Below are 23,114 nucleotides of genomic sequence, written 5' to 3'. Positions count from 1 at the left end.
GGCAGGCAGCATAGGGAAAGATCGCGGCAGTCGCGGATCAACCCATCAACCCCAACAGGAATGCATCATGAGGCGATACGGATTTCTCGCAGCGGCCTTCTTTGTGATGACGGCACACGCCGGCCCCACCAGCCCGAGCCGGCCGGGGATCCAGTTCCAGCACGGCGATTGGGAGATCGCCTGCGACAACACCGGAACCTGTCGCGCTGCCGGCTACCAGACCGACGATGACGCCCATGCCGTCTCGGTGCTGTTGACGCGCAAGGCGGGGCCGGGCACGACGGTGGCCGGCCAACTGATGCTTGGCCAGTACGGCGATGACGATGTGGCGATGCTCGAGCGGCTGCCCGATCCGGCGATCTTGCAGATGCGCATTGACGGCAAGGCCCTGGGCACCGTGTCGGTCAGTCACGAAACCGCGATCGGCCAGCTTTCCGCCGAACAGGTGGCTGCGCTGATCGCATCGCTGTCCCGGCAGAGCCGGATCGAGTTTCTCGCTGGCGGTGACAGCTGGCATCTGTCCGGCGACGGCGCCAGTGCGGTGTTGCTGAAGATGGATGATGCGCAGGGACGCATCGGCACCCGGGGCGCACTGGTCAGGAAGGGTCCGCATGACGAGCAGCAGGTGCCGGCAGCGCAGCCGATGCCGCTGGTGCATGCGGCGAAGGTCCTGGATCACGCCACCATGCCTTCGCCCGTCCTCCAGCGGCAGGCGGCCACGCTGCAGAAGCAGCTTGCCGCCACCACCAGCGCGGACGATTGCGCGAACCTGTTCGAGGCCAAGCCCGACGAGCTTTCCTTCGAGGCGGCGCGACTCGACGATGGGCACTGGCTGGTCTCGGTCATGTGCTGGCAGGCCGCCTACAACGAGGGCTATGCCTACTGGGTCATCCACGCCCAACCGCCCTTCGCCCCGGTGCTGGTCACCACGGACGGCTCCGGCTATGCCGATGGCGGCATCGAGTCCAGCCAGAAGGGGCGTGGCCTGGGCGATTGCCTGTCCTCCGAGCGATGGACCTGGGATGGCCGGCAATTCGTGCAGACGGCACTGTCCAGCTCCGGCATGTGCAAGCAGGTGACGCCCGGCGGCGCCTGGGAGCTGCCGATCCTGGTCACCGCGATCCGCTGACGGAGGCGCCACCGCCCCGCGCAGGTTCCGGGTCATCGGATCGGCTCAGCAGCCTGACGATGAAGTCGCCGAATGCGCGCACCTTGGCCGGCATCTGCCGGCCGCTGTTGGCGATCAGCATGATCGGCGGTCCGTCGGTCGCGAAGCCTGCCAGCACCTGACGCAACCGATGCTGCACCAGCAGGTCGCGGGCGGCCAGCTCGTCGACCTGGACGATGCCGGCGCCGGCGGCCGCAGCTTCCAGCAGCGGGTCCAGCGAGTCCATGCTCAGGTTGCCGTGAACCAGCATGCCGGTGATCTTGCCATCGCGAAGAAACTGCCAGGGTGCCGGCGTGCGTTGGCCTACCGGCATGAAGCCGAGGCAGTTGTGCCGGGCCAGGTCCTCCGGCGACTGTGGCGTTCCGGCGCGTTCCAGGTAATCGGGCGCGGCGCAGGTGATCCAGCGCATGGCGCCCAGTTGCCGGGCGAGCAGCGAGGAGTCCGGCAGTTCGCCGATGCGGATCGCGCAATCCCAGTCGCGGCCGATCAGGTCGTTGGAGCGATTTTCCATGGTCAGCTGAAGGGTGAGCTGTGGATGCTGGCGCAGGAACACCTGCAACTGCGGGGCGATGATCCGCCGTCCCAGGATCATCGGCACGTCCGCCCGCAGCACGCCCCGCAGCGTCTTGCCGTGTGAACCCAGCAGGGTTTCCATCTGCCGGATGTCGTCGAGCACCTGACGACAGTGCCCGAGATAGATCACCCCGTCCTCGGTCAACTTCAGCGATCGGGTGTTGCGGTCGAGCAGGCGCACGCCCAGCGTCTGCTCGAGTCGGCGCACGTGCATGGTCACCGTGGCGGCCGACATGCCCAGTTCGGCGGCGGCGCGACGGAAACTCTTCAGCGCGACCACGCGCGAGAAATACGACATGCTCTGCAGGCGATCCATGGATTGTTCAGCGCGACTGAATACTGGTTTCGGGAAGTCCAGATTAGGCGGGCCATCGCGTCGGATAAAGTGCCATGGCTGGCGGACTTCCCGCAGTCATCACCCGGAGCCTTCATGCAACGACGCATCATGATCCTGGCCAGCCTGCTGCTGTTCGGCACGGTCGCCCACGCGGCCCGGCCGGAAGCCGTGTTCAAACTTGAGAGCTACCGCAAGACGGTGGCCGTGCATGCGACGGTGAACGGCCATGACGGCCTGTTCCTGCTGGATACCGCCGGCGGCATCACCCTGCTTTCGCCTTCCTTCGCCAAGGCAGCCGGCTGCAAGCCGTGGGGGCGGCTCAGCGGTTTCCGGATGATGGGAGACCGGCTGGATGCACCTCGCTGTGACAACGTGGACTTCCACATGGACGGCCAGGTGTTGCGTGCGCCCGTGACCCTGGTCTTCGACGTGGCGTCGCTGGTGGCCAGGGATGCCAAGCCGGTGGCGGGTTCGATCGCGCTGGATCTTTTTGCGGGCAAGACCATCACCGTCGACCTGCCCGGCCGGCGCCTGATCATCGAATCGCCATCCAGCCTGCAGCAGCGCATCGCGGTCGCCCGGGAACTGCCGGTGTTGCTGTCGCGCGAAGTGCAGGGACATGCTCTGGCGGCTTCCATGGGCGTGTCTACGCCCAACGGCATGCTGTGGTTCGAGCTGGACACGGGCAATGGCGGAACGCTTCTGGTGTCGCGGCCCTACGCGGCGCTGTTCGGCCTCGACCCCGCGATCGAGGGGCCGCAGCAAGCCGACTTCCCAGTCGCTGCGGGACTGCGCGCCACCGGCGCAGCGTTCACGCCGGACATGATCCTGGATGGCAACCTCGGCATGCCCTTCCTGCGTGACAAGGTGATCACCCTGGATCTGCAGTCCGGACGCTTGTGGATTGCCCAGGGCAAGCTCTGAGCGTGCCTGCAGCCGTGACGCCTCCCGGAGGCGAATCCAGGGTTCATTCGCTCAGGGCGGGCTCGGGGAAGGGTTCACGCCAGGCGTCGAGTTCGTTCATGCGGTCGTGCCAGCGCCGGATCGCGGGGAAGTCCTGCAGCGGGATGTGCGCGTCGTCGGCGTGGGGCAGGGCGACGGCCACGGCGAAGTCGGCCAGGGTCAGCGTGTCGCCGACCAGCCAGCGGCGATCGCGCAGATGGCCGTCCAGCACGGCGGCGTGCTGGCGCCACGCGTCGGTGGCGCGCCCCGTTTCGACTGGATCGGCCTCGCCGATGCCGAAACGCGGCTTGATGATGTACTCGAAATACAGTGCGCCGGCCTGCGCGGTGAAGTGCTGGGCGCTCCAGCTGAACCAGCGGATCACGTCGATCTGGCGGGCGTCCTGGGGCCACAGTTCCGAATCGCTGCGGGCCGCGAGGTGGCAGATGATCGCGTCGGCCTCCCACAGCACGCGCGAGCCGTCGACCAGGGTCGGCACCTTGCCGTTCGGGTTGAGCGCGAGATATTCCGCCGTCTTGTGCTCGCCCCGGCCGAGGTCGAGGTAGACGTAGTCCAGCGGCGATTGCAGGTATTTCGCCACGGCGCAGGCCTTGCGCGGCGCCAGCACATCCGACCAGTACAACTTCATGCGTGTCTCCCGATGATGCCCTTGGGCGTTTCGGGATGACGACGAATGGCGTGTCGAAAATTCGACACGCGCCGGGAAGGACGGAATCGGGATGGTGCGTCAGTCGCCGTCGTCGAGACGGCTGACCTCGAACACCAGCGCTTCGCACTGCGGGTCTTCCGTGCGGAAGAATGCCAGCCAGCGCGCCATGCCGGCGCCGTCCATGGGCGCGGTCAGCGGCGGCAGGTCGCCGGGCAACTGCGCGATCGCCGCGAGCAGCGCGGGCACGTCGGCACGGGCGAAGGCGGCATCGACGCGGGCGGCGGGCAGCGGTTTCGCATAGGCGCGCGCGAGGAAGCTGCCGATGTCCAGCGGGCCGTCGGGCAGCTCGTCCAGCTCGGCCATGGCCTGTTTCGCGGCGGCGTCTTCGTCGCGCGATTGTTGTTCCAGCCGGTCGATCTCCTCGTCGGACATCGCCGGTGCGGCGAAGTTGAAGACGGTCAGCGCCGCCAGTTCCGGATCGGCCTCGATGCGGTCGGCCAGCTCGTTCATCGCGATGCGCGATTGTTCTTCGCGCTGCGCCTCGGTCAGTCCGTCGTCGGTGGGCGATTCGGCATGGGCCAGATCCTCGCGGATCTCGCCCATGACCTGCTGCATCGCCAGCATCGGCAGGGCATTGGCGTGCAGCAGCAACCAGGAAAACTCGCGGCGATCCATCGCGGTCACAGCGCCGAGGCCGAAATCAGCAGGCTGCCGGCAAGCAGCAGCGGTGCCGGCCGCAGCAGCGAGGCGGCGCGCTGCAGGGCTGCGATGCCGACCTGGTTGATGCGGGACGTCATTGCCTGCAGGATCGCGCGGATCACCGCGTCGGTGAGCGCCGCCTCGTTGGCCACGTGGATCTCGGCCCAGCGCGCGGCCAGCCGCAGCAGGTACTTCAGGCGCTCGCCCACTTCGCCGATCATCTTCACGCCGTCGCAGATGACGGCCGCGATCACGTCGACGCCGGTCACTGCGTCGTAGAAACCGCGGGCGGCCACACGCAGCACGTCCTCGAACAGGGTCAGCAGGGCGGCCAGCGTGTTGAGGGTGAGCTTCTTGAACCAGCTCATGCTGGCGTCAGCCATCAGCGCCTGCGCCAGCTTGCTGTTGGAGTGGTCGCAGGACGCGGCCATGCCGCGCACGTCGCTCCAGTTCCTGGCGTCGCGGATGGTGTTTGCGTAGGCGTACATGTCGTGGTTGGCCAGCGCAATGCTGGAGCTCGGGGACTCCAGCGTGAAGTTGTTCGGCTCGGTATAGGGCGCCAGCACATGCTTGTAGGGATAGGTGGCGATCATCGTGATCGGATCGCGGTTGTGCGCGGTGCGGAAGATGTTTTCCTTGCCGATGCGCCGCTCGAACGCCTGGTGCGCATCGCGATAACCCACGCGCGGGCTGCCGAAGGTGTACAGCCGGACGGGACGATTCAGCGCGGCGTAATGGCCGGCGATCAGGGTCGCGATGGCGCCGCCCAGGCTGTGGCCGATGCAATGGATGACGTCGGCCGCCAGGATCGCGCCCTGTTCGCGCTGCAGCTGCGGCAGGATGCTGCCGAACGCGTTGGCAAAACCCTTGTGCACCCGGCCGAAGTCGCCGAAACCGGTATGGGCGAAGCGGAAATCCGTGCCGATGTCATACCAGCCCAGTTCGGGACGCGTGCCGCGGACGGCGATGACGGCGTGGCGCTGCCCGAACCGCTCGAAGTGCAACACGTAGCCGAAGCCCGAGGCGGTATTCCAGCCGGTGTTGCCGCTGAACACCTGGCCCAGCTGTGCGCCGGGGAAACTCTTTCCGACCGAGCTGTTGGCGGGAAAGTCGCCCCGAGTCTTGCCCGAGCCCAGGACCAGGTCCTGCAGGTTGCCACGAGATTCGACGCCTGCCGTCGGCTGCTTCAGCGACCAGTCCTTCAATGCGAAATAGGCATTGAGGGCAATGTTGGCTGCCTCGGTCGGTGCCAGTGCGAAATCCGCCATGTTCCCCCTCCTTGAGTCTGGTGATTCGTTGCGTGGAAAGTGGCGCGGTCAGAACACGGACGAAAGATCCAGTGACCAGACCATGCCATCGGGTTGCTTGTCGTTGCGCCGATCCCGGGTGCGGAGCCACAGCGTCTTGTCGATGACGGTCCAGTCGATCACGTTGCCGTCGTCGAGGCCGAGCTTGATGACTTCGAGGCCCTGCGGATGTTGTGGCGAGAACAGCATGATGTGGTCGTACTTGCGTACGTAGACCTCGGCGCGCAGGCGCAGCTGATCCGTGTGGTACAGCAACAGCGCCCGATCGGGTCCGGCGCTGCGCGTTTCGAGCAGGCTGTCGGAATGGCCTGAAGGGCCGTCATAGACGGAATACCCCGCGGAGACGGCATCGGCAATTTTTCGGACCTGATGGGTCTCCCGGTTGTAGAGGGCGACGTATTCGGACGGACGGCTGGTCGAATAGCCCAGGCCCAGCGCCAGCCATGGCCCCGGCAGGCAGCCGACGTCGCGCGCGCTGGCGGTGATCCAGCTGCCCTGCGCAGGATCGAGCTGGACGGGAATGTTGCGCACGAAGGTCGGCGTGGCGTCGGAGGCCAGTTCCCAGAACTGCGGCAGCCGCACCTCGCCAGCGCCATTGACGATGGCCAGCGCCGGCAAGCCCGGCCGGCTCGCGACGCGGAAGGCGTCATGGACCGAGCCGGTGAAATCGGGGGACACGAAACGCGCATCCGGCGGCGTGCCGTCCACGCGCGCTTCGGTGCAGCCTTGATCGGCAGCTGCGGCCTGCTGCGGGAAGCTTGTCTCGCGCTTGAGCTGCGCGTGCAGCTCGGGCGCCACCGTCGAGGGCAGCGCCTCGGCTTTCTTCTTGAAGAGTCCGAACATTCCTGTACTCCCGCCGTCGCCGGCCATGTCGGGTTGGCAGCCTGTGACCAGCAGGCAGACGATCAGCAGCTTGCCCAGGGTTCGCCAGCTTCGCCCGGGCACTGCACGTGCCGAGGCAGGCGGCGACGTCATCGCCAGCGGGCGATGGGTGGAGTCGATCTTCGAGGGCTCAGGCCGTGGACGCATCTCGCCTCCCTGCGGTGGGTACTGGCGGCTGTTCCGCGGGAGATTAGCACGGGTGCGGGTCCTGCCAAGGCGGCCGGCCGGGGGTGGCGAGGGCACGCGGATTTTTCGACGCGGGGCGGCGCTTGCGGCATCATCGTTTGCCCGCATTACCGCTCGCGAAACCCGGCGAGGCCCAACCGATGACGACGAACCTGCTTGACCGACCGGTATGGTCCAGCCTGACCTCGGCCCACGCGCCACTGTCGATCGGCGATGAACTGGCGCGCCGTTACCATCCGCAGGTCAATCGTTTCGCGTCCGCCCGCGACGACAGCCCGGCCGCGCTGGCGGCACTGGTGGCGTTGCTGCAGCCCGCGGAGCAGGTGTTCATCCTGCAGGTGCCGGAGATCACGATTCCCGCGGGGCTGGCGCCGGCCAAGCTGGCCCGCGGCGTGCAGATGGTGGCGCCGTCGCCGGTGGCGCCGCCGCCGACCGGCGACGACATCCTCGCGCTGCATGACGAGGACGCCGACGAGATGCTGGCGCTGGCGACCCTGACCGAGCCCGGTCCGTTCCTGCGCCAGACCCATCGCATGGGCAATTTCTTCGGCATCCGCGTCGACGGCCGGCTGGTGGCGATGGCGGGCGAGCGTTTCCGTTTCGCCGGGTACACCGAGGTCAGTGGCGTGTGCACGCATCCCGATTTTCGCGGCCACGGTTTCGCCGGTCGCTTGTCCCGGCATGTCGCCGCGGCCATCGCGGCGCGTGGCGAAACGGCCTTCCTGCATGCGTGGAAGAACAATGTGGCGGCGATCTCGCTGTACCAGGCGCTAGGCTTCACGCTGCGCTGCGAGGTCAGCGTGGCCGTACTGGAGCGCCAGCAGGAGCCGTCGAAGGGTGGTTCCGGCTGAGGCCTGTTTTCGGACGATGACGTCTTTGGCCTGCGTCGGTGAGCGTGTCACCGACTGACGAACACGCAAACGCGGGCGGACGGATCGAACGTATCGATCCGTCCGCCGGCCTGCCTTGCCTCACGGCATCTGCGGCAGTTCCTGCGGGCGCAGGTCGAACACCAGTACCTCGGCGTTGTCGCCGGCGTCCAGCCGCAAGCTGCGCGCATGGCGCAGGCGCACGCCGTCGCCGGCCTGCAGCTTCACGCCGTCCAGCTCGATGCTGCCGCGGGCCACGTGCACGTAGGCATGGCGGTCGCCGTCCAGGGTCAGCGTGGCGCTTTCGTCGCCATCGAACAGGCCGGCGTACACCGAGGCGTCCTGCTGGATGCGCAGCGACCCGTCGCGGCCGTCGGGCGAGATGATCTGGCGCAGGCGGCCGCGCTTGTCCGCGTCGGAGAAGTGACGCTGCTGGTAGACCGGCGCGCCGCCGGCGTGCTCCGGCACGATCCAGATCTGCAGGAAGTGCACCGGTGCCTCGTCGGAGCCATTGAACTCGCTGTGCGTCACGCCGCTGCCGGCGCTCATCAGCTGCACGTCGCCCGGCTTGATCGCCGAGCCGGTGCCCATGCTGTCGCTGTGCGCCAGGGCGCCTTCCAGCACGTAGGAAAAGATCTCCATGTCGCGATGCGGGTGCTTGCCGAAGCCCTGGCCCGGGGCCACCCGGTCCTCGTTGATCACGCGCAGGTCGGAGAAGCCGATCTGGCCGGGATCCATGTAGCTGGCGAAGGAGAAGGTGTGGCGGGAATTCAGCCAGCCGTGGTCGGCGACGCCGCGATCGGCAGCCTTGCGTACTTGCATCATGGGGTTCTCTCCTCGTTGAGGGGCGCAGCTTCTGCTGCATCTGAGCGGGATGTTAGAGTCGCCACGTGCTTCAATAAAGACGGTGAACTGCTTAATACTGTCAACCGGAGAGCGACAATGAGCCAGCTGGAGGACATGCGCATCTTTGCCGAAGCGGTGGAGGCGCAAAGCTTCACCGCGGCGGCCGAGCGGCTGGGGCTGTCCAAGCAGTTCGTCAGCAAGCGCATCGCCGCGCTGGAGAAACGGCTGGGCGCCCGGCTGCTGCTGCGCTCGACCCGGCAGCTGCGTGCCACCGACCTGGGCCTGGCCTACCACGAGCGCGTCCGGCGCATCCTGGAAGAGGTCGACGCCGCCGAGCAGCTGATCACCAGCCAGACCGCCGCGCCCCGCGGCCTGTTGCGACTCAGCGCGCCGATGTCGTTCGCCACCCTGCATCTGGGCGCGCTGATTCCCGCCTTCATGCAGCGCCATCCCGAGGTCACGGTGGAGCTGGAACTCAACGACCGTACCGTCGACCTGATCGGCGAGGGCTATGACATGGCCGTGCGCATCGGCACGCTGGCCGACTCCAGCCTGATCGCGCGGCCGATCGCCACGGTGCAGCTGATCACCTGCGCCAGCCCCGACTATCTGCGCCGGCGCGGCACGCCGTCGGCGCCCGATGAACTGGCGGCGCATGCCTGCCTGACCTACGGTCATGCGTCGCGGATGGAGTGGTCGTATCGCGTGGGCGAGCGGGTGCGCAAGGTGTCGGTAAGCGGGCCGATGCGCGCCAACAATGGCGAGATGCTGCGTGACGCCGCGATCGCCGGGCTGGGCATCACCAGCCTGCCGGATTTCATCGTGGTCGACGCGCTGGCCGATGGACGCCTGCTCGCCGTGCTGGAGGCGTTCCGGCCCGAGGGGTTTACCGTGCACGCGGTGTACCCGCAGCATCGCCAGTCCTCGCTGCTGGTGCGCGCGTTCAGCGACTTCCTGGTGGAACAATTCGGCGCGGCGACGCCGCGGCGGTCATGAGCGCAGTTCGCGTCGCAGCACCTTGCCTACCGCGGTCTTGGGCAGGCTGTCGCGAAATTCGACCTGTTTCGGTTGCTTGTATGCGGTGAGATGCCGGCGGCAATGGGCGCGCAGGTCTTCCTCGCTCAGCGCCGGGTCCCTGCGCACCACCAGCAGTCGCACGGCCTCGCCGGTCTTCTCGTCCGGCATGCCGACCACGCCGGCTTCGAGCACGCCCGGATGCATCGCGACCACGTCTTCCACTTCGTTGGGAAACACGTTGAAGCCCGACACCAGGATCATGTCCTTGCGCCGATCGAGCAGGAAGTAATAGCCGTTCCCGTCGACGCGGGCGATGTCGCCGGTACGGAACCAGCCGCCCTCGAAAAAGGCCTCGCGCGTTTCGCCCGGCTGCTGCCAGTAGCCGGTGGTGATGTGCGGGCCACGCGTGCAAAGCTCGCCCGGTTCGCCATCGGCCATCACGCGACCGTCGCTGTCGCGCAGGGTGATTTCCACCTCGGCCAGCGGCAGGCCGATTGAGCCGACCGGGTTGTCCGCGTCCCAGCGATTGAAGGTGATCGCGGCGCTGGTTTCGGACAGCCCATAGCCCTCGACCACCGCCATTCCGGTCAGCGCCTTCCAGCGTTCGGCGGTGCCGCTGCGCAGCGCCGTGCCGCCCTGCAGGCACAGCTTGAGTCCGGACAGGTCGAGCCTGGCGAAGTCGGGCGAATTGAGCAGGGCGTCGTACAGCGTATTGACGCCGGCGAAGGCGGCCGGCCTGACCCTGGCGAAGGTGGCCACCAGGCCGGGGATGTCGCGTGGGTTGGTGACCAGCACCGAATGGAGGCCGTGCGCCATGTTGTACAGGGCGTTGCTGTAAGCGGCGATGTGATACATCGGCAGGCAGACGATCACCGCGTCGATGGCCGGGTCGAGCCGGTGTCCCAGCCATTGTTCGGCCGAAGCCACGTTGGCGATCAGGGCCGAGTGGGGCAGCACGGCGCCCTTGGACAGGCCGGTGGTGCCGCCGGTGTATTGCAGTTGCGCGGTGTCGGTTGCGCTGGCGCGTGACTGCACGGCCGGCAGCCGCCGCCCTTCGGACAGCGCGCGGGGCCAGCGGATGGCGCCGTCGATATGGAACGGCGGGATCATCTTCCGGACATGCTTGAGCACCGCGTCCACCAGCAGCGATTTCGGCCACGGCAGCATGTCGCCCACGCGGGTGGTGACGACGTGCCGGACCGTGGTGCCTTCCAGCGCCTCGGCGGCCACGGCGCCGAAGTTGTCCAGCACGATCAGCGCGGCCGCGGCCGAATCGACCAGTTGGTGATGCAGTTCGCGGGCGGTGTACAGCGGGTTCACCAGCACCGCGACCAGGTCGGCGCGCAAGACTCCCAGCACGGCCACCGGAAACTGCAGCAGGTTGGGCAGCATGATCGCCACACGCTCGCCGCTGGCCAGTCCCAGGCCTTCGCGCAGATGGCTGGCGAGCAGGCCGCTCAGGCGGTCGACCTCGCCGAAACTCAGGCTGTGCCCGAGGTTGCTGAAGGCCGCACGCCCGGCGTGGCGCCGACATGCATCGATCAGCATCTGCGGCAGGGTCTGGCCGCTGTCGAAGGCGGCACTGGCGACGTTGGGGAAATCGGCCCGGCTCAGCGCCGATGGCACATGCTTGCCGAATGGTTTGAGCACTTCAGCGTCCCCCCGCCGTGATTGCCGATGCCATATCTCCCCGCTGGCGATACCTTACGATGGTCCTGGCGGTTGTCACAGGGCGGCCACCTCGCCCGCCGTGCGGTCAGCAGGGCAGGGCGTGGCCGATCCGCGTCCGCCTGCCGATGGAAGACGATTGCGCCGGTGCGGCGTGGTAGGACCGGGGCGGTCGGTACATCGGGTACAGCGAGCGCTCCTCTCGGGTGAAGCAATGGCGGAGCAGGTCCTCGATCAGGGCCAGTTCGTCGAGAAATTCGTCCCGTCTTTCCTCGCTGATGCCGACCTCCTGGCAACGGCTGAGGAAGCGCGTGGTCTGGCGCGAGATCTCGCCGGTCTCCCGGCGCATGTGGCGCATGAATTCCAGGCCTTCGGGGTCCGACTTCAGGCAGCAGCCCAGGTAGGTATACAGGCGCAGGTTCTTGTCCAGCAGATGTTCGTTGAACAGCAGGCGGAACCGGTACAGGCACCTTTCCGCCTCGTCGAACTTCGACGCCCGCGCCGCGCTGCCGCCGAGCGCCAGCAGGTCCATCAGGCTGACCGCATGGCCGCACAGGCGCTCGACGAGCCGACTGTCGTAGTGGAGCTGGGTACCGGGGGCCACCTGCTGTTCCGCGAGCTGATCCTCCAGCGATACCTCGAGTCCTGCACGCTGCTGTTTTTTTCCGAAGAAGTTCATGGCCTGGTCTCCCTGCTGGATTGCGCTGGTGCCGTTCCACCCGACCCTGTCGCCCCGGACCATCAGCAAGCCCCGGACGATGCAAGACGCCAAAACCCGACTCCTTTCGACCGCCTTCCGCTGGTGCCGGCGGCGGTGCCTGCATGAGTCTCGAAGCAGAATGTGTGCCATGTGGCGGAAAGTGGCGAAGCCCGCGCCGGCAGGCCACGGGATCTGCCGCGACAGGCCGCTGGCGGTGCGGCCCGGCGTCAGCCGGCGGGCAGGTCGGGACGATTTGTGACACTGCGTGGCACGCGCAGCACCGCCGGCCGAACAGTGGTGATAGTTTTGTCCATTCACCTGCCTGCCGGAGTTCCCCATGTCCGTTCCCACCCCCACCTGGTCACGCCCCCGACGCACGCTGGCCGCGCTCGCCGCCGCCGTGATGCTGGCCCTGGCCGCCACGGCCGCGCCGGCGCAGACGATCGGCGCGGACCAGGTGCCGCCGCCGCAGGACACGCCGTATCCGGGCACCATCGCGCTGCATGTCGATGCCAGCGACACGGTGCAGGGCATCTTCCGGGTACACGAGACGATTCCCGTCGCGGCCGGTCCGCTGACCCTGCTGTATCCGCAGTGGATTCCCGGCGACCATTCCCCAAGCGGCCCGATCGCCATGCTGGCCGGGCTCAGGATCACCGCCGACGGCAAACCGGTGCCATGGAAGCGCGACAAGTACAACGTGTTCGCGTTCCATCTCGACGTGCCGGCCGGCGTGACCCGCCTGGAGGTGGCATTCGAATACATGTCCCCGCGCGACGGCGGCTTCGAGATCACCGACCGCATGATGGATATGGAATGGAGCAAGATGGCGCTGTATCCGGCCGGGCACTTCTCGCGCGCCATCACCTTCGCCCCCAGCGTGACGCTGGCCCATGGCTGGCAGATGGGCACGGCGCTGGAGACGGCCTCGCAGTCGGGCGACACCACCACCTTCAAGCCGGTGACGTTCAACAACCTGGTCGATTCGCCGATCTACGCCGGGCAATATTTCAAGCGGGTCGACCTCAATCCGGGCGGCGCCGCGCCGGTGCACCTGGACATCGTCGCCGATGCGCCGAAGGACCTGGAAATGTCGCCCGAGCAGCTCAAGGCGCATCGCGCCCTGGTCACCCAGGCGGTGAGCCTGTTCGGCTCGCATCACTACGACCACTACGACTTCCTGTTCTCGCTGTCCGACGTGCTCGGCGGCAACGGCACCGAGCATCACCAGTCCAGCGAGAACGGCCTGGGCGCGGACTATTTCACCGCCTGGGACAGCAACGCGCCGGAGCGCGACCTGCTGGCGCACGAGTACGCCCATTCGTGGAACGGCAAGTTCCGCCGCCCCGCCGACCTGTGGACGCCGAACTTCAACGTGCCGATGGGCGACTCGCTGCTGTGGGTCTACGAAGGCCAGACCCAATACTGGGGTTACGTGCTCACCGCGCGCTCGGGCCTGTGGACGGCGCAGCAGTTCCGCGACGGGCTGGCGATGGTCGCCGCGAACTACGATCGTAACCGCCCCGGCTTCCAGTGGCGTACGCTGGAGGACACCACCAACGACGCCACCGCGGCGCATCGTTCCAGCCTGCCGTATCGCAGCTGGCAGATGAGCGAGGACTACTACAGCGGCGGCCAGATGCTGTGGCTGGCGGTGGATGCGCGGATTCGCTCGCTCACCCACGACGGCAAGTCGCTGGATGATTTCGCCCGTGCGTTCTTCGGCGTCGACAACGGCAGCTACGTGACCAGGCCCTACACTTTCGACGACCTGGTGGCGACGTTGAACGGCGTGGCGAAGGACGATTGGGCCAGCTTCCTGCACGCGCGCGTCGACACGCTGAACCCGCCGCTGGCTGGCGGCCTCGAAGCCACCGGCTGGAAGCTGGTCTACACCGACCAGCCCACGGCATTCGAAAAGCAGTACAACTCGCGGCCCGAGCCCGCGCGCCACCTGTACAACTTCGCCTGGTCGATCGGCCTGACCGTGAACGACAAGGGCGAGGTCAACGACGTGCGCTGGAATGGCCCTGCGTTCAAGGCCGGCGTCAGCACCGGCGCCACGCTGGAAGCGGTGAACGGCCAGGCGTATTCGAAAGAGGTGCTGAAGGAAGCGATCGCCGCGGCGAAAGGCAGCAAGGCGCCGATCCAGCTGCTGCTGAAATACCAGGGCGGCTATCGCACCGTGCCGGTGGACTACCACGACGGCCTGCAGTACCCGCACCTGCAGCGCATCGAGGGCACGCCGGATTATCTGAGCCGGATCATCGCGGCACGGAAGTAGGCAAGCTTGGGGCGGAACGAAGTTCCGGCTTCGTTCCGCACCGGCCAGTCATCAGTCCGGAATCACATGCCGCTGTTGCCGGCATCCTCGATCGCCTTCACCGCCTTGAGCGTCTCTTCGACGTGCTTGTTGGGGCTGAGGTCGGAGTAGACGTAGGTGATCTTGCCGGACGGCGCGATCACGTACGAGGTGCGGTCGGACCAGCCCGGGCGCATCAGCAAGGTGGCGTCGTACTGCCTGGCGATCTTCGCGCCCGCATCGGCGGCGACCGGGAACTTGCCGCCGCAGTGTTCGGTTTCCTTCGAGAACGCGGCCAGCTGGTCGAGGTTGCCGGCGGTGACGCCGATCACCGTGGCGTGCTCGGCCTTGAACTTGTCGATCGCCTCGGAAAACAGGTGCGCCTCGACGTTGCAGCCGGAGGTGTGCGGCGCGGGGAAGAAGTACACCACCACCGGGCCTTTCTTCAGCGCATCGGCCAGATCGAAGGTGAACGGCTGGCCGGCCAGGTAGGCGGGTGCGCTGAATTCCGGTGCCTGGGTGCCGGCTTTCAGGGCGGCGAAGGCCGGCATCGCGACGGTGGCGCCGCCGAGCAGGGCAAGCGTGGCGAATTTCATCAGTGGCTTCATGGGGACTCCGGGGTGGGGGCGGGACGCCAATGTACCTGTATACGCCGGAACGGGGCAGATGGATGTCCGGTCGGCGGATTCAGCCCTGCTTCGCGCCCCGGATGTCGGCGTCGCCGGCGTCCTCGTGGTCGGCATGGACCCGGTTGCGACCGGCGCGTTTGGCGCGGTACAGCGCGGCGTCCGCTTCCATGCACAGGCGCAGCAACTGGTAGCCGGAGTTGTCGGTGGAGGCCAGCCCGACGCTGGCCGAGACGGCCACGGTCGCATCGCCGTTATCCAGTGGCGCAGTGGCAATGGCGATGCGAATGCGGTTGGCGATGGCCACGCCCTGATCATGCGGACAGTCGTGCAGCAGGATGCCGAACTCCTCGCCGCCCAGGCGCCCAAACAGGTCGCCGGGGCGAAGGTGTTGCTGGCAGATCGCCACGGCGTGTTTCAGCACGGCATCGCCCATCGCGTGCCCGTGGGTGTCGTTGACCTGCTTGAAGTGGTCGAGGTCGATGGACACCAGGCAGGCGTCGCCGGGTTTCCTCTGCAGCGTGGAAAGCAGCCGTTCGGCGTCGCTGATGAAGTGCTGGTGGTTGAGGATGCCGGTGAGGCTGTCGCGGCGTGCCATCCACTTGAAGCACAGTTGCGAGCGCTTGAGCCGGAACAGCCACAGCACGATGAAGGCGAGCGTCAACAGCAGCAGGGCAATGTACAGCCGGCCGGTTTCCACCGCCCGGGTGTCCAGCGCCTGCTGCATGCGCAAGGCATCGTTCTGGCGGGCCAGTTCGGCGGTCCTGAGCTTCTCCGCCAGCACCCGTTGCTGCACCATCTGGTAGGCCAGCGCGCGGGCGCTGACCTCGTCGAGATGGCCCTTGTCCTGGGCGGCGTAGTGCTCGTAGTAGGCCAGCGCCGTGGCCGCATCGCCGCGCTGCTTCGCCACGCGGTAGAGCACTTCGTAGCCATCACGCAGCGTCTCGTTGACCTCGTCCGGGCTGGCCGTGGCCACGGCGGCGGCCGCGTAGTCATGGGCCTTGCGGGCATCGCCCAGCTGCCAATAGGCCCGCCCCAGCATGACGCCGGCCGATTCCATGTGCGGGTGATACTGATTGGCGGTGATGCCCGGAGCGATCCGCTGCAGCAGGGCTGCGGCCTTGCCGGGCTGGCCTTCGTCCAGGTGCAGGTTGGCCAGCACCAGCCACATCGTCTCGGCGAATACCGGCTGCCCGGCAGCGGTGCAGGTATCCGCCACCTGGGGCAGCAGCGGGCTGGTCGAGGTGAGCTTCTGGCTGTTGAAGAGCGCCGTCACCTGCATCGAGCGCGAGGCACACAGGCTTTCGCCGGCGGGCGGCGAGTCCTCCATCTGGCGGGCATAGTCCAGCGCCAGTTCGTACTGGCCGGCCGCACCGAACACCTGGGAGAGATTGGCCAGGACGATGAAACGCGCCAGTTTGTCCCTGATGCGCGGCAAGTCCAGCACCAGCCGGTGGGCCAGCATGAACGCGGCCTGGTATCGGCGGTTGATGCTGAAGTCATCCATCAGCCGCGCGGAGGCCTTGGCCACCAGCGCCGGATTGCCGGCGTGGTCGATGATGTCCTGCAACGAGGCATCGGCCGTGGCGTAGTTGCCGTCGTAGGCGGCCTGCCAGGCGTCGAGGTAGCGCAGCTGCCACCGCTCCGTGGCGCCCAGGCTGTCGGCCTGCCGGTGGAGTTGCTGCAGCATCTGCACGAAACGCGGGTGGTCTTTCGTGCGCAGCGCTTCGACCTGGTCGATGCGCGATGTGTCCGGGATGGCCGCATGCACGGGATGGCCGAGCAGGCAGCTCGCCGCAGCGGCCAGGGCGGCCAGCCGACGAAGTCCGCGAAGGGACTCACGCATGCGCCGTTGACCCGGCCGGATGGCGTCCGCGCGTTCCGCTCAGCACGGTCGCGCCGCGCGGGTGTCGTCGATCATGTTCATGGGCTGTCCCCCCCTTTGCAGGCAGCCCGGGAATCATAGGTCAGTTGCGCGATGCTGTCCGCCGTTGTGCAACGCCGGCACGATGACCGGCCGGCTCTTCCTGGCGCGCGCGAGGTCCTTGCCGCTTGCTCAGCCTGCCTCGGTGTGATCGAGCGGCTTGCTGGCCGAGACCAGCGTGGTCGGCATCCACGGGCCACCCCACCACATGCGCCAGCCCAGCGGACGCCGTTCCGCGCGGATGCCCATGGCTTGGAGACGCCTGCGGTACTGGCCGCCTTTCGAGATGTCGGCGATCAGCAACTGCCCGCCGGGACGCAGCACCCGCCACGCCTCGTCGATCGCCTGGTTGCGCCCCGCGGCGTCGCCGATGTTGTGGATCGCCACGCTGGAAACCACCAGGTCGAAACTGGCGTCGGCGAATGGCAGGGCGCGCATGTCGGCGGTTTTCAGCTCGATGCGGTCGGCCACGCCTTCGGCTTCGGCATTGCGGGCGGCGACATCGATGCCGTTGCCCGACTGGTCCTTGCTGCTCCAGATATCGATGCCGGTGGCCAGCCCGCGCGGGACATGATCCGCCACCATCAGCAGGACGGCGCCGCGACCACAGCCGATGTCCAGCACCTGTTCGTCGCCGCGCCATTGGCGCGCGTCGAGCAGATCACGCCACACCGCGAATTTCCCGCGCAAGGTGGTATGCATGTAGATGGCCAGAAGAAGCGCCACCAGGCCTGCGCTGAACCACCAGCCCCGCAGGGACGTGAAGGCGATCACGCCCAGGCAGACCAGCAGGCCCGCGGCCATCAGCGCGGGGGCGTAGGGCGCGTCGATCCCGTAACGACCACGACGAGAAGTGTTCAAGTTCGCTCCTGTCAGTCTCGAATGGACGGAGTCTTGCGTCGCCGCCGCGGGGAAACCAGTGACGCGTGTCATGCCCGTCGCCTGCACGCAAGGCAGTCGGCGTGCCGCTGCCATTCGCGGAGGTTCTAGAATGGCCGGGTTTTCGCCCGTCGCGACTCGTCGCGATGCGGTTTCTCCGCCATCTTTCGGTCCGGTGCGGGCGCCGCTCGCCGGGTCATCAGGAGTGTCATGCGTTCGACTATCTGCCTGCGTCTGCTGTGTCTCGTGTCGTGCTTGGCGCTGGCGTGGCCCTTGCTGGCCAGCGAAACGCCTTCGGTCGGCCAGCAGCGCGAAGACGTGCTGTTCTGGAGCCAGGCCGAACACACGGCGCGCTTTTCGCGCATGTACGAGATCTTCCCCGCCGACCGCGTGGATCACGGCGCGCACGTGCATGCCTTGCCGCAGGGCGCCGCACTGACGCCGCAGTGGCAAGACGGCTCGTCCACACTGGCCGGCTACATGGCCACGCACCATCTGGCCGGCGTGATGGTGCTGCAGCATGGCCGCATCCGCCTGCAGCGCCATGCGCCGGGTTTCGATGACGGCACGCGCTGGACCTCATTCTCGGTGGCCAAGTCGGTCACCTCGACCCTGCTGGGCATCGCCTTGCGCCGGGGCGACATCCACGGCATGGACGACACGCTGGACACCTACATCCCCCAACTGCGCGACAGCGCCTATGCCAAGGTCACCGTGGAGCAGCTGCTGACGATGACCTCCGGCGTGCGCTGGAACGAGGATTACGCCGACCCGCATTCCGACGTGGCGCAGATGTATCGCGCCGCCTGCGAGAACGGCCAGGCGCACGTGATCTCGTACCTGGCCAAGTTGCCGCGCGCGTATCCGGCCGGCACGCACTGGAACTACAACACCGCCGAGACCGACCTGCTCGGCATCCTTGTCCAGCGCGCCACCAAGCAGTCGCTGGCGGCGTATCTGTCGCAGGCGATCTGGAAGCCCTACGGCATGGCGTCCGACGCGTACTGGCTGAAGGACGAATGCGACGGCAGCGACACCGGCGGCAGCGGCTTGTCCGCCACGCTGGCCGACTACGCCCGGATCGGCCAGTTCATGCTCGATGGCGGCAAGATCGGCGGCCAGCCGGTGATCGCCGAGGCATGGATGCACGGCGCCATGCGCAAGCAGCAGGACGTGGACAGCCCCGGCCATGGCTACGGCTACCTGTGGTGGACCGACACCGACGGCAGCTATGCGGCGATCGGCATCTACGGCCAGATGGTCTACGTCGATCCGGCACGCCAGCTGGTCATCGTGCAGGTCGGCGCGTGGCCGCAGGCGACCTCGAAGGAACTGGTCGCCGCGCGTCGCGACTTCGTCGATGCGGTGAAGCGCGCCGTCGACGGCGGAACCCGCCACTGACGTTTCAGCGTCGGGTGGCCAGCACCCCGTCCAGCGCGAGTTCGGCCCTGAAGCCCGCCTTCTCCAGCCGCTTCTGCACTTCGCGGGGCACGTCGCGGCCGCTGGTCAGCTTGTTCGGGCTGCCGGTGTAATGGAACAGTCGACCGCCACGGCGCAGCACGCGTGCCAGTTGGTCGTAGAACGCCTGCGAATACAGCTCGCCGGCGATGCCGAAGCGCGGCGGATCGTGCAGCAGCGCATCCACCGAGGCGTCGGCGATCTGCGTGATCGCCTGCGCCACGTCGGCATGGGTCAGTTGCAGACGGCCGCCACTGGCGGGCGATTGCGGATCGGGCGACCACGTGTTCAGCGTGCGCAGCCACAGCACGTCGGCGTTCTTCTCGAATGAGTGGATGCGCGCCACGCCCGCTTCCAGGCAGCACGCCGCGAAATAGCCCAGCCCGCCGCAGGTATCCAGCACCACCTTGCCACGCGGTTCGACCAGGGCCACCTTGCGGCGGGCGTCGTCGAACGGTGATTCCTTCGACGTCGGCAGCATCTTGATGCCGTCGATCTCGAAGGTCGGTGCACCCCATTCGGTGGGCACCAGCTTGATCAGCGAGCTGGCGTAGCGCGCCACCGGGGCGAAGTCGTCGCCGTCCCAGTGATAAATCGTGCGGTCTTTCAGCCGTTCCGGATACGGATAACGCAGGCCGCCGCGTTGCCAGGCCCCGGGCTCCAGCGCGACCGCCTCGCTGCTGAGGCCAAGGTCCAGCGAGCCCACCCATTCACCGGCGCCGGCATCGCGCGCCGCCAGCAGGGCTGCGGCGGTGGAGCGCGTGAGCAGGGGACCGGAATAGTGCGACACGGTGGGCGATCTCCTTGGGCGACGGCAGCGCGCGGAACGGGGCGAAGGGGCGGCATCGTAACCCGGCGGCGAACGCAGCGCCCGCGCGAACCGCGCAGGCTGCGGTGTATCACCGGCCGGCAGCACGCCCGCACTCGCTCACGAAACAGTCACCTCTCAGCGCGACGAAGCAGCGATCTGCGAGGGACTCACGCCCAGCAGGCGGCGCATGCAGCGGGCCATGTGGCCGGGATGGGCGAAGCCGGCTTCCAGCGCGATGTCGGTCAGGCTGGCGCCGCCTTCGAGCAGCCGCGTCCGCGCGCGCTCCACGCGCCGCTCCAGCACGAAGCGATGGGCCGGCATGCCCACGGCCTGGCGGAACAGCGGCTTGAAGTGCGACAGGCTGAAGCCGGCCACGCCCGCCAGTTCGGCGAGCGTGAGGTCCTGGTCGAGATTCGCCTCGATGTACTCGAGCACGTGGCGCAGCCGCCACGCCGGCAGCGCGCGACCCGGGGATGGCGCCGGCCTGCGCGATTGCAGGGCGAGCAGACGCGCGGCCAGCGCCGCGGCGAGGCTGTCGGCGAACAGGCGGCCACCCGGATAGGCGTCGTGATCCTCGGCCTGCATCATCCAGCCGATCCGTTCGACCTGGGGATCGCGGATGTGGATCGACGGTGCCAGCCCGGCGTCCTGCGATGCCAGCCCCATCGCGTCGGCGGTATCCCCCAGCAGTGCCGGGGTCAGCCGCAGCAGCAGCGAGCGCGCGGGCCGCGTCAGCGTCCAGCGCGTGCTCGAACCGGCGGGGACGACGCAGAACTGGCCATGGATGCGCGTGCCGCGCCGTTCGTGCCGCCCCATGCGGTAACTGACCGGCACCGGGTCGCCCAGATGCAGGCAGAGCACGTGGCGATCGTCCAGCGGCGAATCGAACCGGCCCGACGGCACCGGCGAGGTGAGCACGTCGAGCAGCGGCATGCGGTTCGGGCTGTTGCCCGACAGCAGCGGTGCCGGTGGGGCGGGATAGCAGGCGGGGCGATCGCTCATCGGCGCATCCTCGCGACGGCGCGGGGTTCTGCACAAGTGCCGAAAATCATCCTTCCGTGTCCGCCAGCGGCCGTTTGTGCGCGCCCGATCCGCGGCGAGGCGTCAGCATGTCCCCGGTGCAGCAGCACATGGCAAGGAGATCGGAATGAAGCGCAGGCAATTCCTGCAGTTGACCGGGGCGGCGTTGGCCGGCGGTGTCGCCGGTGTGTGCATGGCGCGCACGGACATCGCCCGGCTCGCCACGGCCGTGGCGATGCCGCCGACCGACGCGGCCACATTCGGCAAGGCGCGGCGTTTCGCCGAACTGCCCTGTGGCCGGATCGCCTACGTCGAGCGTGGCGCGGGCGAGGCGGCGCTGTTCCTGCACGGCGCGCCGTTGAACGGCTTTCAATGGCGCGGCGCGCTCGATCGGCTGTCCGCCCATCGGCGCTGCATCGCGCCGGACTTCATGGGGCTGGGCTATACGCAGGTTCCCGCGGGGCAGTCGCTGGCGGCCGATGCCCAGGCCAGCATGCTCGCCGCGCTGCTTGATGCGCTGGCGGTCGGCAAGGTCGACATCGTGGCCAGCGACAGCGGCGGCGCGGTGGCCCAGTTGTTCCTGGTTCGCCATCCCGAGCGCGTGCGCAGCCTGCTGCTGACGAACTGCGATGTCGAAACGGACAGTCCGCCGGCCGGGGTGATGCCGGCGATCGGGATGGCGCGCGCGGGCACGCTGGCCGAGGCCACGGCCCGATGGCTCACTGACAAGGCGCTGGCGCGCTCGACGTTCGGCGCGGCCGTCTATCGTGATCCGGCCCGCCTTGCCGACGAGACCATCGAGTATTACGTCACGCCGCTGGTGAGTTCGCCGCTGCGCCGGGCGCAGTACGAGGCGTTCCACATCGCGCTGGCGCCCAATCCGCTGGCCGGCATCGAGGCCGCGCTCAGGCGCAGCGCGGTACCGGTGCGCATCGTCTGGGGCGCCGCCGACCAGGTCTTCGCGCTGGCGGATGCCGAGTATCTGGACCACACCTTCCCGCAGTCGCGCGGCGTTCGCCGCGTGCCGGGCGCAAAGCTGTTCTTTCCCGAAGAGTTCCCCGACCTCGTCGCCGAAGAGGCGCGACGCCTGTGGGGTATCGGCTGATGGAAAGCCCTCCCGTTTCCTGCCCGTCCCGACCAAGCCGATGGAGTCTGCGTACCGTGCGATCGATCATCCTGTTGTCCGCCTTGATGTCCGGCCTGTGCCTGGGCCAGCCTGCCGCTGCCGCGCCGTCACCCGATGACGCCAGCAGGATCGACCACGTGCTGCTGTGGGGGCGCAGCATCGACCAGGTCAGCGCGGTGATGACCGTCAAGCTGGGTTTCCAGGTCCGGCCGGGGCGCAATCCCGACGGCGTGGCCAATCGCTATGTGCGGATGTCCGACGGAAGCTATGTCGAGCTGGAGGGCATCACCCGGCCGGACGCGCGGATGGACCCGGGCATGCGCGCGGATCAGGTCGCGCTGCGTGGTGGCCCGGGCGCCCGTACCTTCGGCCTGCGTTCGTCGACGCTCGATCGGGAGCGCCTGTCGCTGCGCCAGCGCGGCTTCGCCCCGACGGAGATTTTCTCGGCAGCGCCGAATGATCCCGACGGCGACGGCCCTGCGGCGCCACCGCGCTGGCGGCTGTTCGCGTTCGAGCGCCAACCGCTTTCGAGCAACCTGTTCTTCATCGACTACGCCGCAGGCAGACCCACGCCAACCCGCGTCGCCGACGCGCGGAGCGCGCGCGTGCATCCCGATGGCGCGCGCGAGCTGTCCGCGATCTGGCTGCTTTCGTCGAACGCCGAGGCGGACCGGCAGCAACTGGCCGCGATGGGTTTTGCCGGCGCCACGCCGGTGAGCGTGGTTCAGGTGGGGGCGCGCGGGTATTGCGTGCCGATCCATCGCAAACGCGTTCTGGTGTTGCAGCCGGATGGCGCGGGGATTGCTGCCGATGCGCTGCGCAGCGGTGGCCCGCAAGTGCTCGGGATCAGCGTGGCCGTGGCGGACATCGCGAGCGCAAGGCGGCAGGTCGAACGCGGATACGAAAAGCCGCTGGCCAGCTATCAGGGCCTGCTGGGGCCGTCCTTCCTGGCGCCGACGCGGGAGGATCTCGGGCTGCTGGTCGAATTCCACGCAGGGTCCGGCGTCGCCGCAACGTCGCCCTGCGGCGGCTGATCCCGCGGGGAGCATGGCCGTCTGTCGATCCGGTCGCGCTTCGTTCGTCGCCATGGCAGGAGCGCGGTCC

Annotated in this window: 21 protein-coding genes; 8 read left to right on the top strand and 13 right to left on the bottom strand. The window is 68.0% G+C overall.

The features are described 5' to 3' along the window. Nucleotides 1-67 precede the first annotated feature (67 nt). Nucleotides 68-1,129 carry a DUF1176 domain-containing protein gene (locus I6J77_RS10660; RefSeq protein WP_239308929.1) on the top strand — a complete coding sequence of 354 codons (1,062 nt, stop codon included), beginning with the start codon at nucleotides 68-70 and terminating at the stop codon, nucleotides 1,127-1,129. Here the strand turns inward: I6J77_RS10660 and I6J77_RS10655 are convergent. Further along, nucleotides 1,113-2,057: a LysR family transcriptional regulator gene (locus I6J77_RS10655; RefSeq protein WP_204108958.1), complete on the bottom strand. Its 945-nt coding sequence runs from the start codon at nucleotides 2,055-2,057 to the stop codon at nucleotides 1,113-1,115. The genes I6J77_RS10660 and I6J77_RS10655 overlap by 17 nt on opposite strands. A gap of 114 nt (nucleotides 2,058-2,171) precedes the next feature. Between I6J77_RS10655 and I6J77_RS10650 the strand changes: the two genes are divergently transcribed. Then, entirely contained in the window at nucleotides 2,172-3,002 is an 831-nt protein-coding gene (locus tag I6J77_RS10650) for a hypothetical protein (RefSeq protein ID WP_204108957.1), read from the top strand. Between the two features lie 43 nt (nucleotides 3,003-3,045). On the opposite strand, the gene I6J77_RS10645 is transcribed toward I6J77_RS10650, so the two are convergent. The 4 genes from I6J77_RS10645 to I6J77_RS10630 all read right to left on the bottom strand — a co-directional run bounded on the left by I6J77_RS10645 (nucleotide 3,046) and on the right by I6J77_RS10630 (nucleotide 6,725). Next, complete coding sequence (locus I6J77_RS10645; protein WP_056766315.1) at nucleotides 3,046-3,669, bottom strand: glutathione S-transferase family protein; 624 nt, start codon at nucleotides 3,667-3,669, stop codon at nucleotides 3,046-3,048. A gap of 99 nt (nucleotides 3,670-3,768) precedes the next feature. Then, nucleotides 3,769-4,365: a hypothetical protein gene (locus I6J77_RS10640; RefSeq protein ID WP_204108956.1), complete on the bottom strand. Its 597-nt coding sequence runs from the start codon at nucleotides 4,363-4,365 to the stop codon at nucleotides 3,769-3,771. 5 nt (nucleotides 4,366-4,370) lie between these two features. Further along, the gene (locus I6J77_RS10635) at nucleotides 4,371-5,657 is read right to left on the bottom strand and encodes a lipase family protein (RefSeq protein WP_204108955.1); all 1,287 of its coding nucleotides are present in this window, start codon (nucleotides 5,655-5,657) and stop codon (nucleotides 4,371-4,373) included. A gap of 48 nt (nucleotides 5,658-5,705) precedes the next feature. Further along, entirely contained in the window at nucleotides 5,706-6,725 is a 1,020-nt protein-coding gene (locus tag I6J77_RS10630; protein WP_204108954.1) for a hypothetical protein, read from the bottom strand. A gap of 179 nt (nucleotides 6,726-6,904) precedes the next feature. On the opposite strand from I6J77_RS10630, the gene I6J77_RS10625 reads away from it, so the two are divergent. After that, entirely contained in the window at nucleotides 6,905-7,615 is a 711-nt protein-coding gene (locus tag I6J77_RS10625; RefSeq protein WP_239308927.1) for a GNAT family N-acetyltransferase, read from the top strand. A 120-nt stretch (nucleotides 7,616-7,735) separates the two neighbouring features. Here the strand turns inward: I6J77_RS10625 and I6J77_RS10620 are convergent, their stop codons facing one another. Continuing rightward, nucleotides 7,736-8,458 carry a pirin family protein gene (locus I6J77_RS10620; RefSeq protein ID WP_204108952.1) on the bottom strand — a complete coding sequence of 241 codons (723 nt, stop codon included), beginning with the start codon at nucleotides 8,456-8,458 and terminating at the stop codon, nucleotides 7,736-7,738. A gap of 117 nt (nucleotides 8,459-8,575) precedes the next feature. On the opposite strand from I6J77_RS10620, the gene I6J77_RS10615 reads away from it, so the two are divergent. Beyond that, nucleotides 8,576-9,475 carry a LysR family transcriptional regulator gene (locus I6J77_RS10615; protein ID WP_204108951.1) on the top strand — a complete coding sequence of 300 codons (900 nt, stop codon included), beginning with the start codon at nucleotides 8,576-8,578 and terminating at the stop codon, nucleotides 9,473-9,475. On the opposite strand, the gene I6J77_RS10610 is transcribed toward I6J77_RS10615, so the two are convergent. Together I6J77_RS10610 and I6J77_RS10605 are read right to left on the bottom strand one after the other, a co-directional pair. After that, on the bottom strand, nucleotides 9,470-11,146 hold the full coding sequence (locus I6J77_RS10610) for an AMP-binding protein (RefSeq protein ID WP_204108950.1): 1,677 nt from the start codon (nucleotides 11,144-11,146) through the stop codon (nucleotides 9,470-9,472). The genes I6J77_RS10615 and I6J77_RS10610 overlap by 6 nt on opposite strands. A 106-nt stretch (nucleotides 11,147-11,252) precedes the next feature. Then, nucleotides 11,253-11,843 carry a hypothetical protein gene (locus I6J77_RS10605; RefSeq protein WP_204108949.1) on the bottom strand — a complete coding sequence of 197 codons (591 nt, stop codon included), beginning with the start codon at nucleotides 11,841-11,843 and terminating at the stop codon, nucleotides 11,253-11,255. 358 nt (nucleotides 11,844-12,201) lie between these two features. Here I6J77_RS10605 and I6J77_RS10600 point away from each other — a divergent pair, with 358 nt between their 5' ends. Continuing rightward, nucleotides 12,202-14,148: a M61 family metallopeptidase gene (locus I6J77_RS10600; RefSeq protein WP_204108948.1), complete on the top strand. Its 1,947-nt coding sequence runs from the start codon at nucleotides 12,202-12,204 to the stop codon at nucleotides 14,146-14,148. A 62-nt stretch (nucleotides 14,149-14,210) separates the two neighbouring features. On the opposite strand, the gene I6J77_RS10595 is transcribed toward I6J77_RS10600, so the two are convergent. From I6J77_RS10595 to I6J77_RS10585, 3 genes are all read right to left on the bottom strand, one after another. Further along, the gene (locus tag I6J77_RS10595) at nucleotides 14,211-14,774 is read right to left on the bottom strand and encodes a peroxiredoxin (RefSeq protein WP_204108947.1); all 564 of its coding nucleotides are present in this window, start codon (nucleotides 14,772-14,774) and stop codon (nucleotides 14,211-14,213) included. Nucleotides 14,775-14,853: 79 nt separating this feature from the next. Next, complete coding sequence (locus I6J77_RS10590; RefSeq protein WP_204108946.1) at nucleotides 14,854-16,638, bottom strand: GGDEF domain-containing protein; 1,785 nt, start codon at nucleotides 16,636-16,638, stop codon at nucleotides 14,854-14,856. Between the two features lie 210 nt (nucleotides 16,639-16,848). Further along, the gene (locus I6J77_RS10585) at nucleotides 16,849-17,577 is read right to left on the bottom strand and encodes a class I SAM-dependent methyltransferase (RefSeq protein WP_204108945.1); all 729 of its coding nucleotides are present in this window, start codon (nucleotides 17,575-17,577) and stop codon (nucleotides 16,849-16,851) included. 228 nt (nucleotides 17,578-17,805) lie between these two features. On the opposite strand from I6J77_RS10585, the gene I6J77_RS10580 reads away from it, so the two are divergent. After that, nucleotides 17,806-18,996: a serine hydrolase gene (locus I6J77_RS10580; protein WP_204108944.1), complete on the top strand. Its 1,191-nt coding sequence runs from the start codon at nucleotides 17,806-17,808 to the stop codon at nucleotides 18,994-18,996. 4 nt (nucleotides 18,997-19,000) lie between these two features. Here the strand turns inward: I6J77_RS10580 and I6J77_RS10575 are convergent, their stop codons facing one another. Both I6J77_RS10575 and I6J77_RS10570 read right to left on the bottom strand, forming a co-directional pair. Beyond that, nucleotides 19,001-19,843, bottom strand: coding sequence for an MnmC family methyltransferase (locus I6J77_RS10575; protein ID WP_204108943.1), 843 nt, complete (start codon nucleotides 19,841-19,843; stop codon nucleotides 19,001-19,003). 156 nt (nucleotides 19,844-19,999) lie between these two features. Next, on the bottom strand, nucleotides 20,000-20,866 hold the full coding sequence (locus tag I6J77_RS10570) for a helix-turn-helix domain-containing protein (protein WP_204108942.1): 867 nt from the start codon (nucleotides 20,864-20,866) through the stop codon (nucleotides 20,000-20,002). A gap of 145 nt (nucleotides 20,867-21,011) precedes the next feature. Here I6J77_RS10570 and I6J77_RS10565 point away from each other — a divergent pair, with 145 nt between their 5' ends. After that, nucleotides 21,012-21,989, top strand: a complete 978-nt coding sequence (locus I6J77_RS10565) for an alpha/beta fold hydrolase (RefSeq protein WP_204108941.1) — start codon at nucleotides 21,012-21,014, stop codon at nucleotides 21,987-21,989. A 56-nt stretch (nucleotides 21,990-22,045) separates the two neighbouring features. Continuing rightward, nucleotides 22,046-23,044, top strand: a complete 999-nt coding sequence (locus I6J77_RS10560; protein ID WP_204108940.1) for a VOC family protein — start codon at nucleotides 22,046-22,048, stop codon at nucleotides 23,042-23,044. Nucleotides 23,045-23,114: the final 70 nt, after the last annotated feature.

The organism is Rhodanobacter sp. FDAARGOS 1247 (genome assembly GCF_016889805.1).
Taxonomy (GTDB): domain Bacteria; phylum Pseudomonadota; class Gammaproteobacteria; order Xanthomonadales; family Rhodanobacteraceae; genus Rhodanobacter.
This window is presented reverse-complemented; position numbering and strand designations above follow the sequence as displayed.

What these genes read in the sequence shown, in the direction of transcription:
- I6J77_RS10660 (WP_239308929.1), top strand. Translation starts at nt 68, where the DNA reads ATGAGGCGATACGGATTTCTCGCAGCGGCCTTCTTTGTGATGACGGCA.
- I6J77_RS10655 (WP_204108958.1), bottom strand. Translation starts at nt 2,057, where the DNA reads ATGGATCGCCTGCAGAGCATGTCGTATTTCTCGCGCGTGGTCGCGCTG.
- I6J77_RS10650 (WP_204108957.1), top strand. Translation starts at nt 2,172, where the DNA reads ATGCAACGACGCATCATGATCCTGGCCAGCCTGCTGCTGTTCGGCACG.
- I6J77_RS10645 (WP_056766315.1), bottom strand. Translation starts at nt 3,669, where the DNA reads ATGAAGTTGTACTGGTCGGATGTGCTGGCGCCGCGCAAGGCCTGCGCC.
- I6J77_RS10640 (WP_204108956.1), bottom strand. Translation starts at nt 4,365, where the DNA reads ATGGATCGCCGCGAGTTTTCCTGGTTGCTGCTGCACGCCAATGCCCTG.
- I6J77_RS10635 (WP_204108955.1), bottom strand. Translation starts at nt 5,657, where the DNA reads ATGGCGGATTTCGCACTGGCACCGACCGAGGCAGCCAACATTGCCCTC.
- I6J77_RS10630 (WP_204108954.1), bottom strand. Translation starts at nt 6,725, where the DNA reads ATGCGTCCACGGCCTGAGCCCTCGAAGATCGACTCCACCCATCGCCCG.
- I6J77_RS10625 (WP_239308927.1), top strand. Translation starts at nt 6,905, where the DNA reads ATGACGACGAACCTGCTTGACCGACCGGTATGGTCCAGCCTGACCTCG.
- I6J77_RS10620 (WP_204108952.1), bottom strand. Translation starts at nt 8,458, where the DNA reads ATGATGCAAGTACGCAAGGCTGCCGATCGCGGCGTCGCCGACCACGGC.
- I6J77_RS10615 (WP_204108951.1), top strand. Translation starts at nt 8,576, where the DNA reads ATGAGCCAGCTGGAGGACATGCGCATCTTTGCCGAAGCGGTGGAGGCG.
- I6J77_RS10605 (WP_204108949.1), bottom strand. Translation starts at nt 11,843, where the DNA reads ATGAACTTCTTCGGAAAAAAACAGCAGCGTGCAGGACTCGAGGTATCG.
- I6J77_RS10600 (WP_204108948.1), top strand. Translation starts at nt 12,202, where the DNA reads ATGTCCGTTCCCACCCCCACCTGGTCACGCCCCCGACGCACGCTGGCC.
- I6J77_RS10595 (WP_204108947.1), bottom strand. Translation starts at nt 14,774, where the DNA reads ATGAAGCCACTGATGAAATTCGCCACGCTTGCCCTGCTCGGCGGCGCC.
- I6J77_RS10590 (WP_204108946.1), bottom strand. Translation starts at nt 16,638, where the DNA reads ATGCGTGAGTCCCTTCGCGGACTTCGTCGGCTGGCCGCCCTGGCCGCT.
- I6J77_RS10580 (WP_204108944.1), top strand. Translation starts at nt 17,806, where the DNA reads ATGCGTTCGACTATCTGCCTGCGTCTGCTGTGTCTCGTGTCGTGCTTG.
- I6J77_RS10570 (WP_204108942.1), bottom strand. Translation starts at nt 20,866, where the DNA reads ATGAGCGATCGCCCCGCCTGCTATCCCGCCCCACCGGCACCGCTGCTG.
- I6J77_RS10565 (WP_204108941.1), top strand. Translation starts at nt 21,012, where the DNA reads ATGAAGCGCAGGCAATTCCTGCAGTTGACCGGGGCGGCGTTGGCCGGC.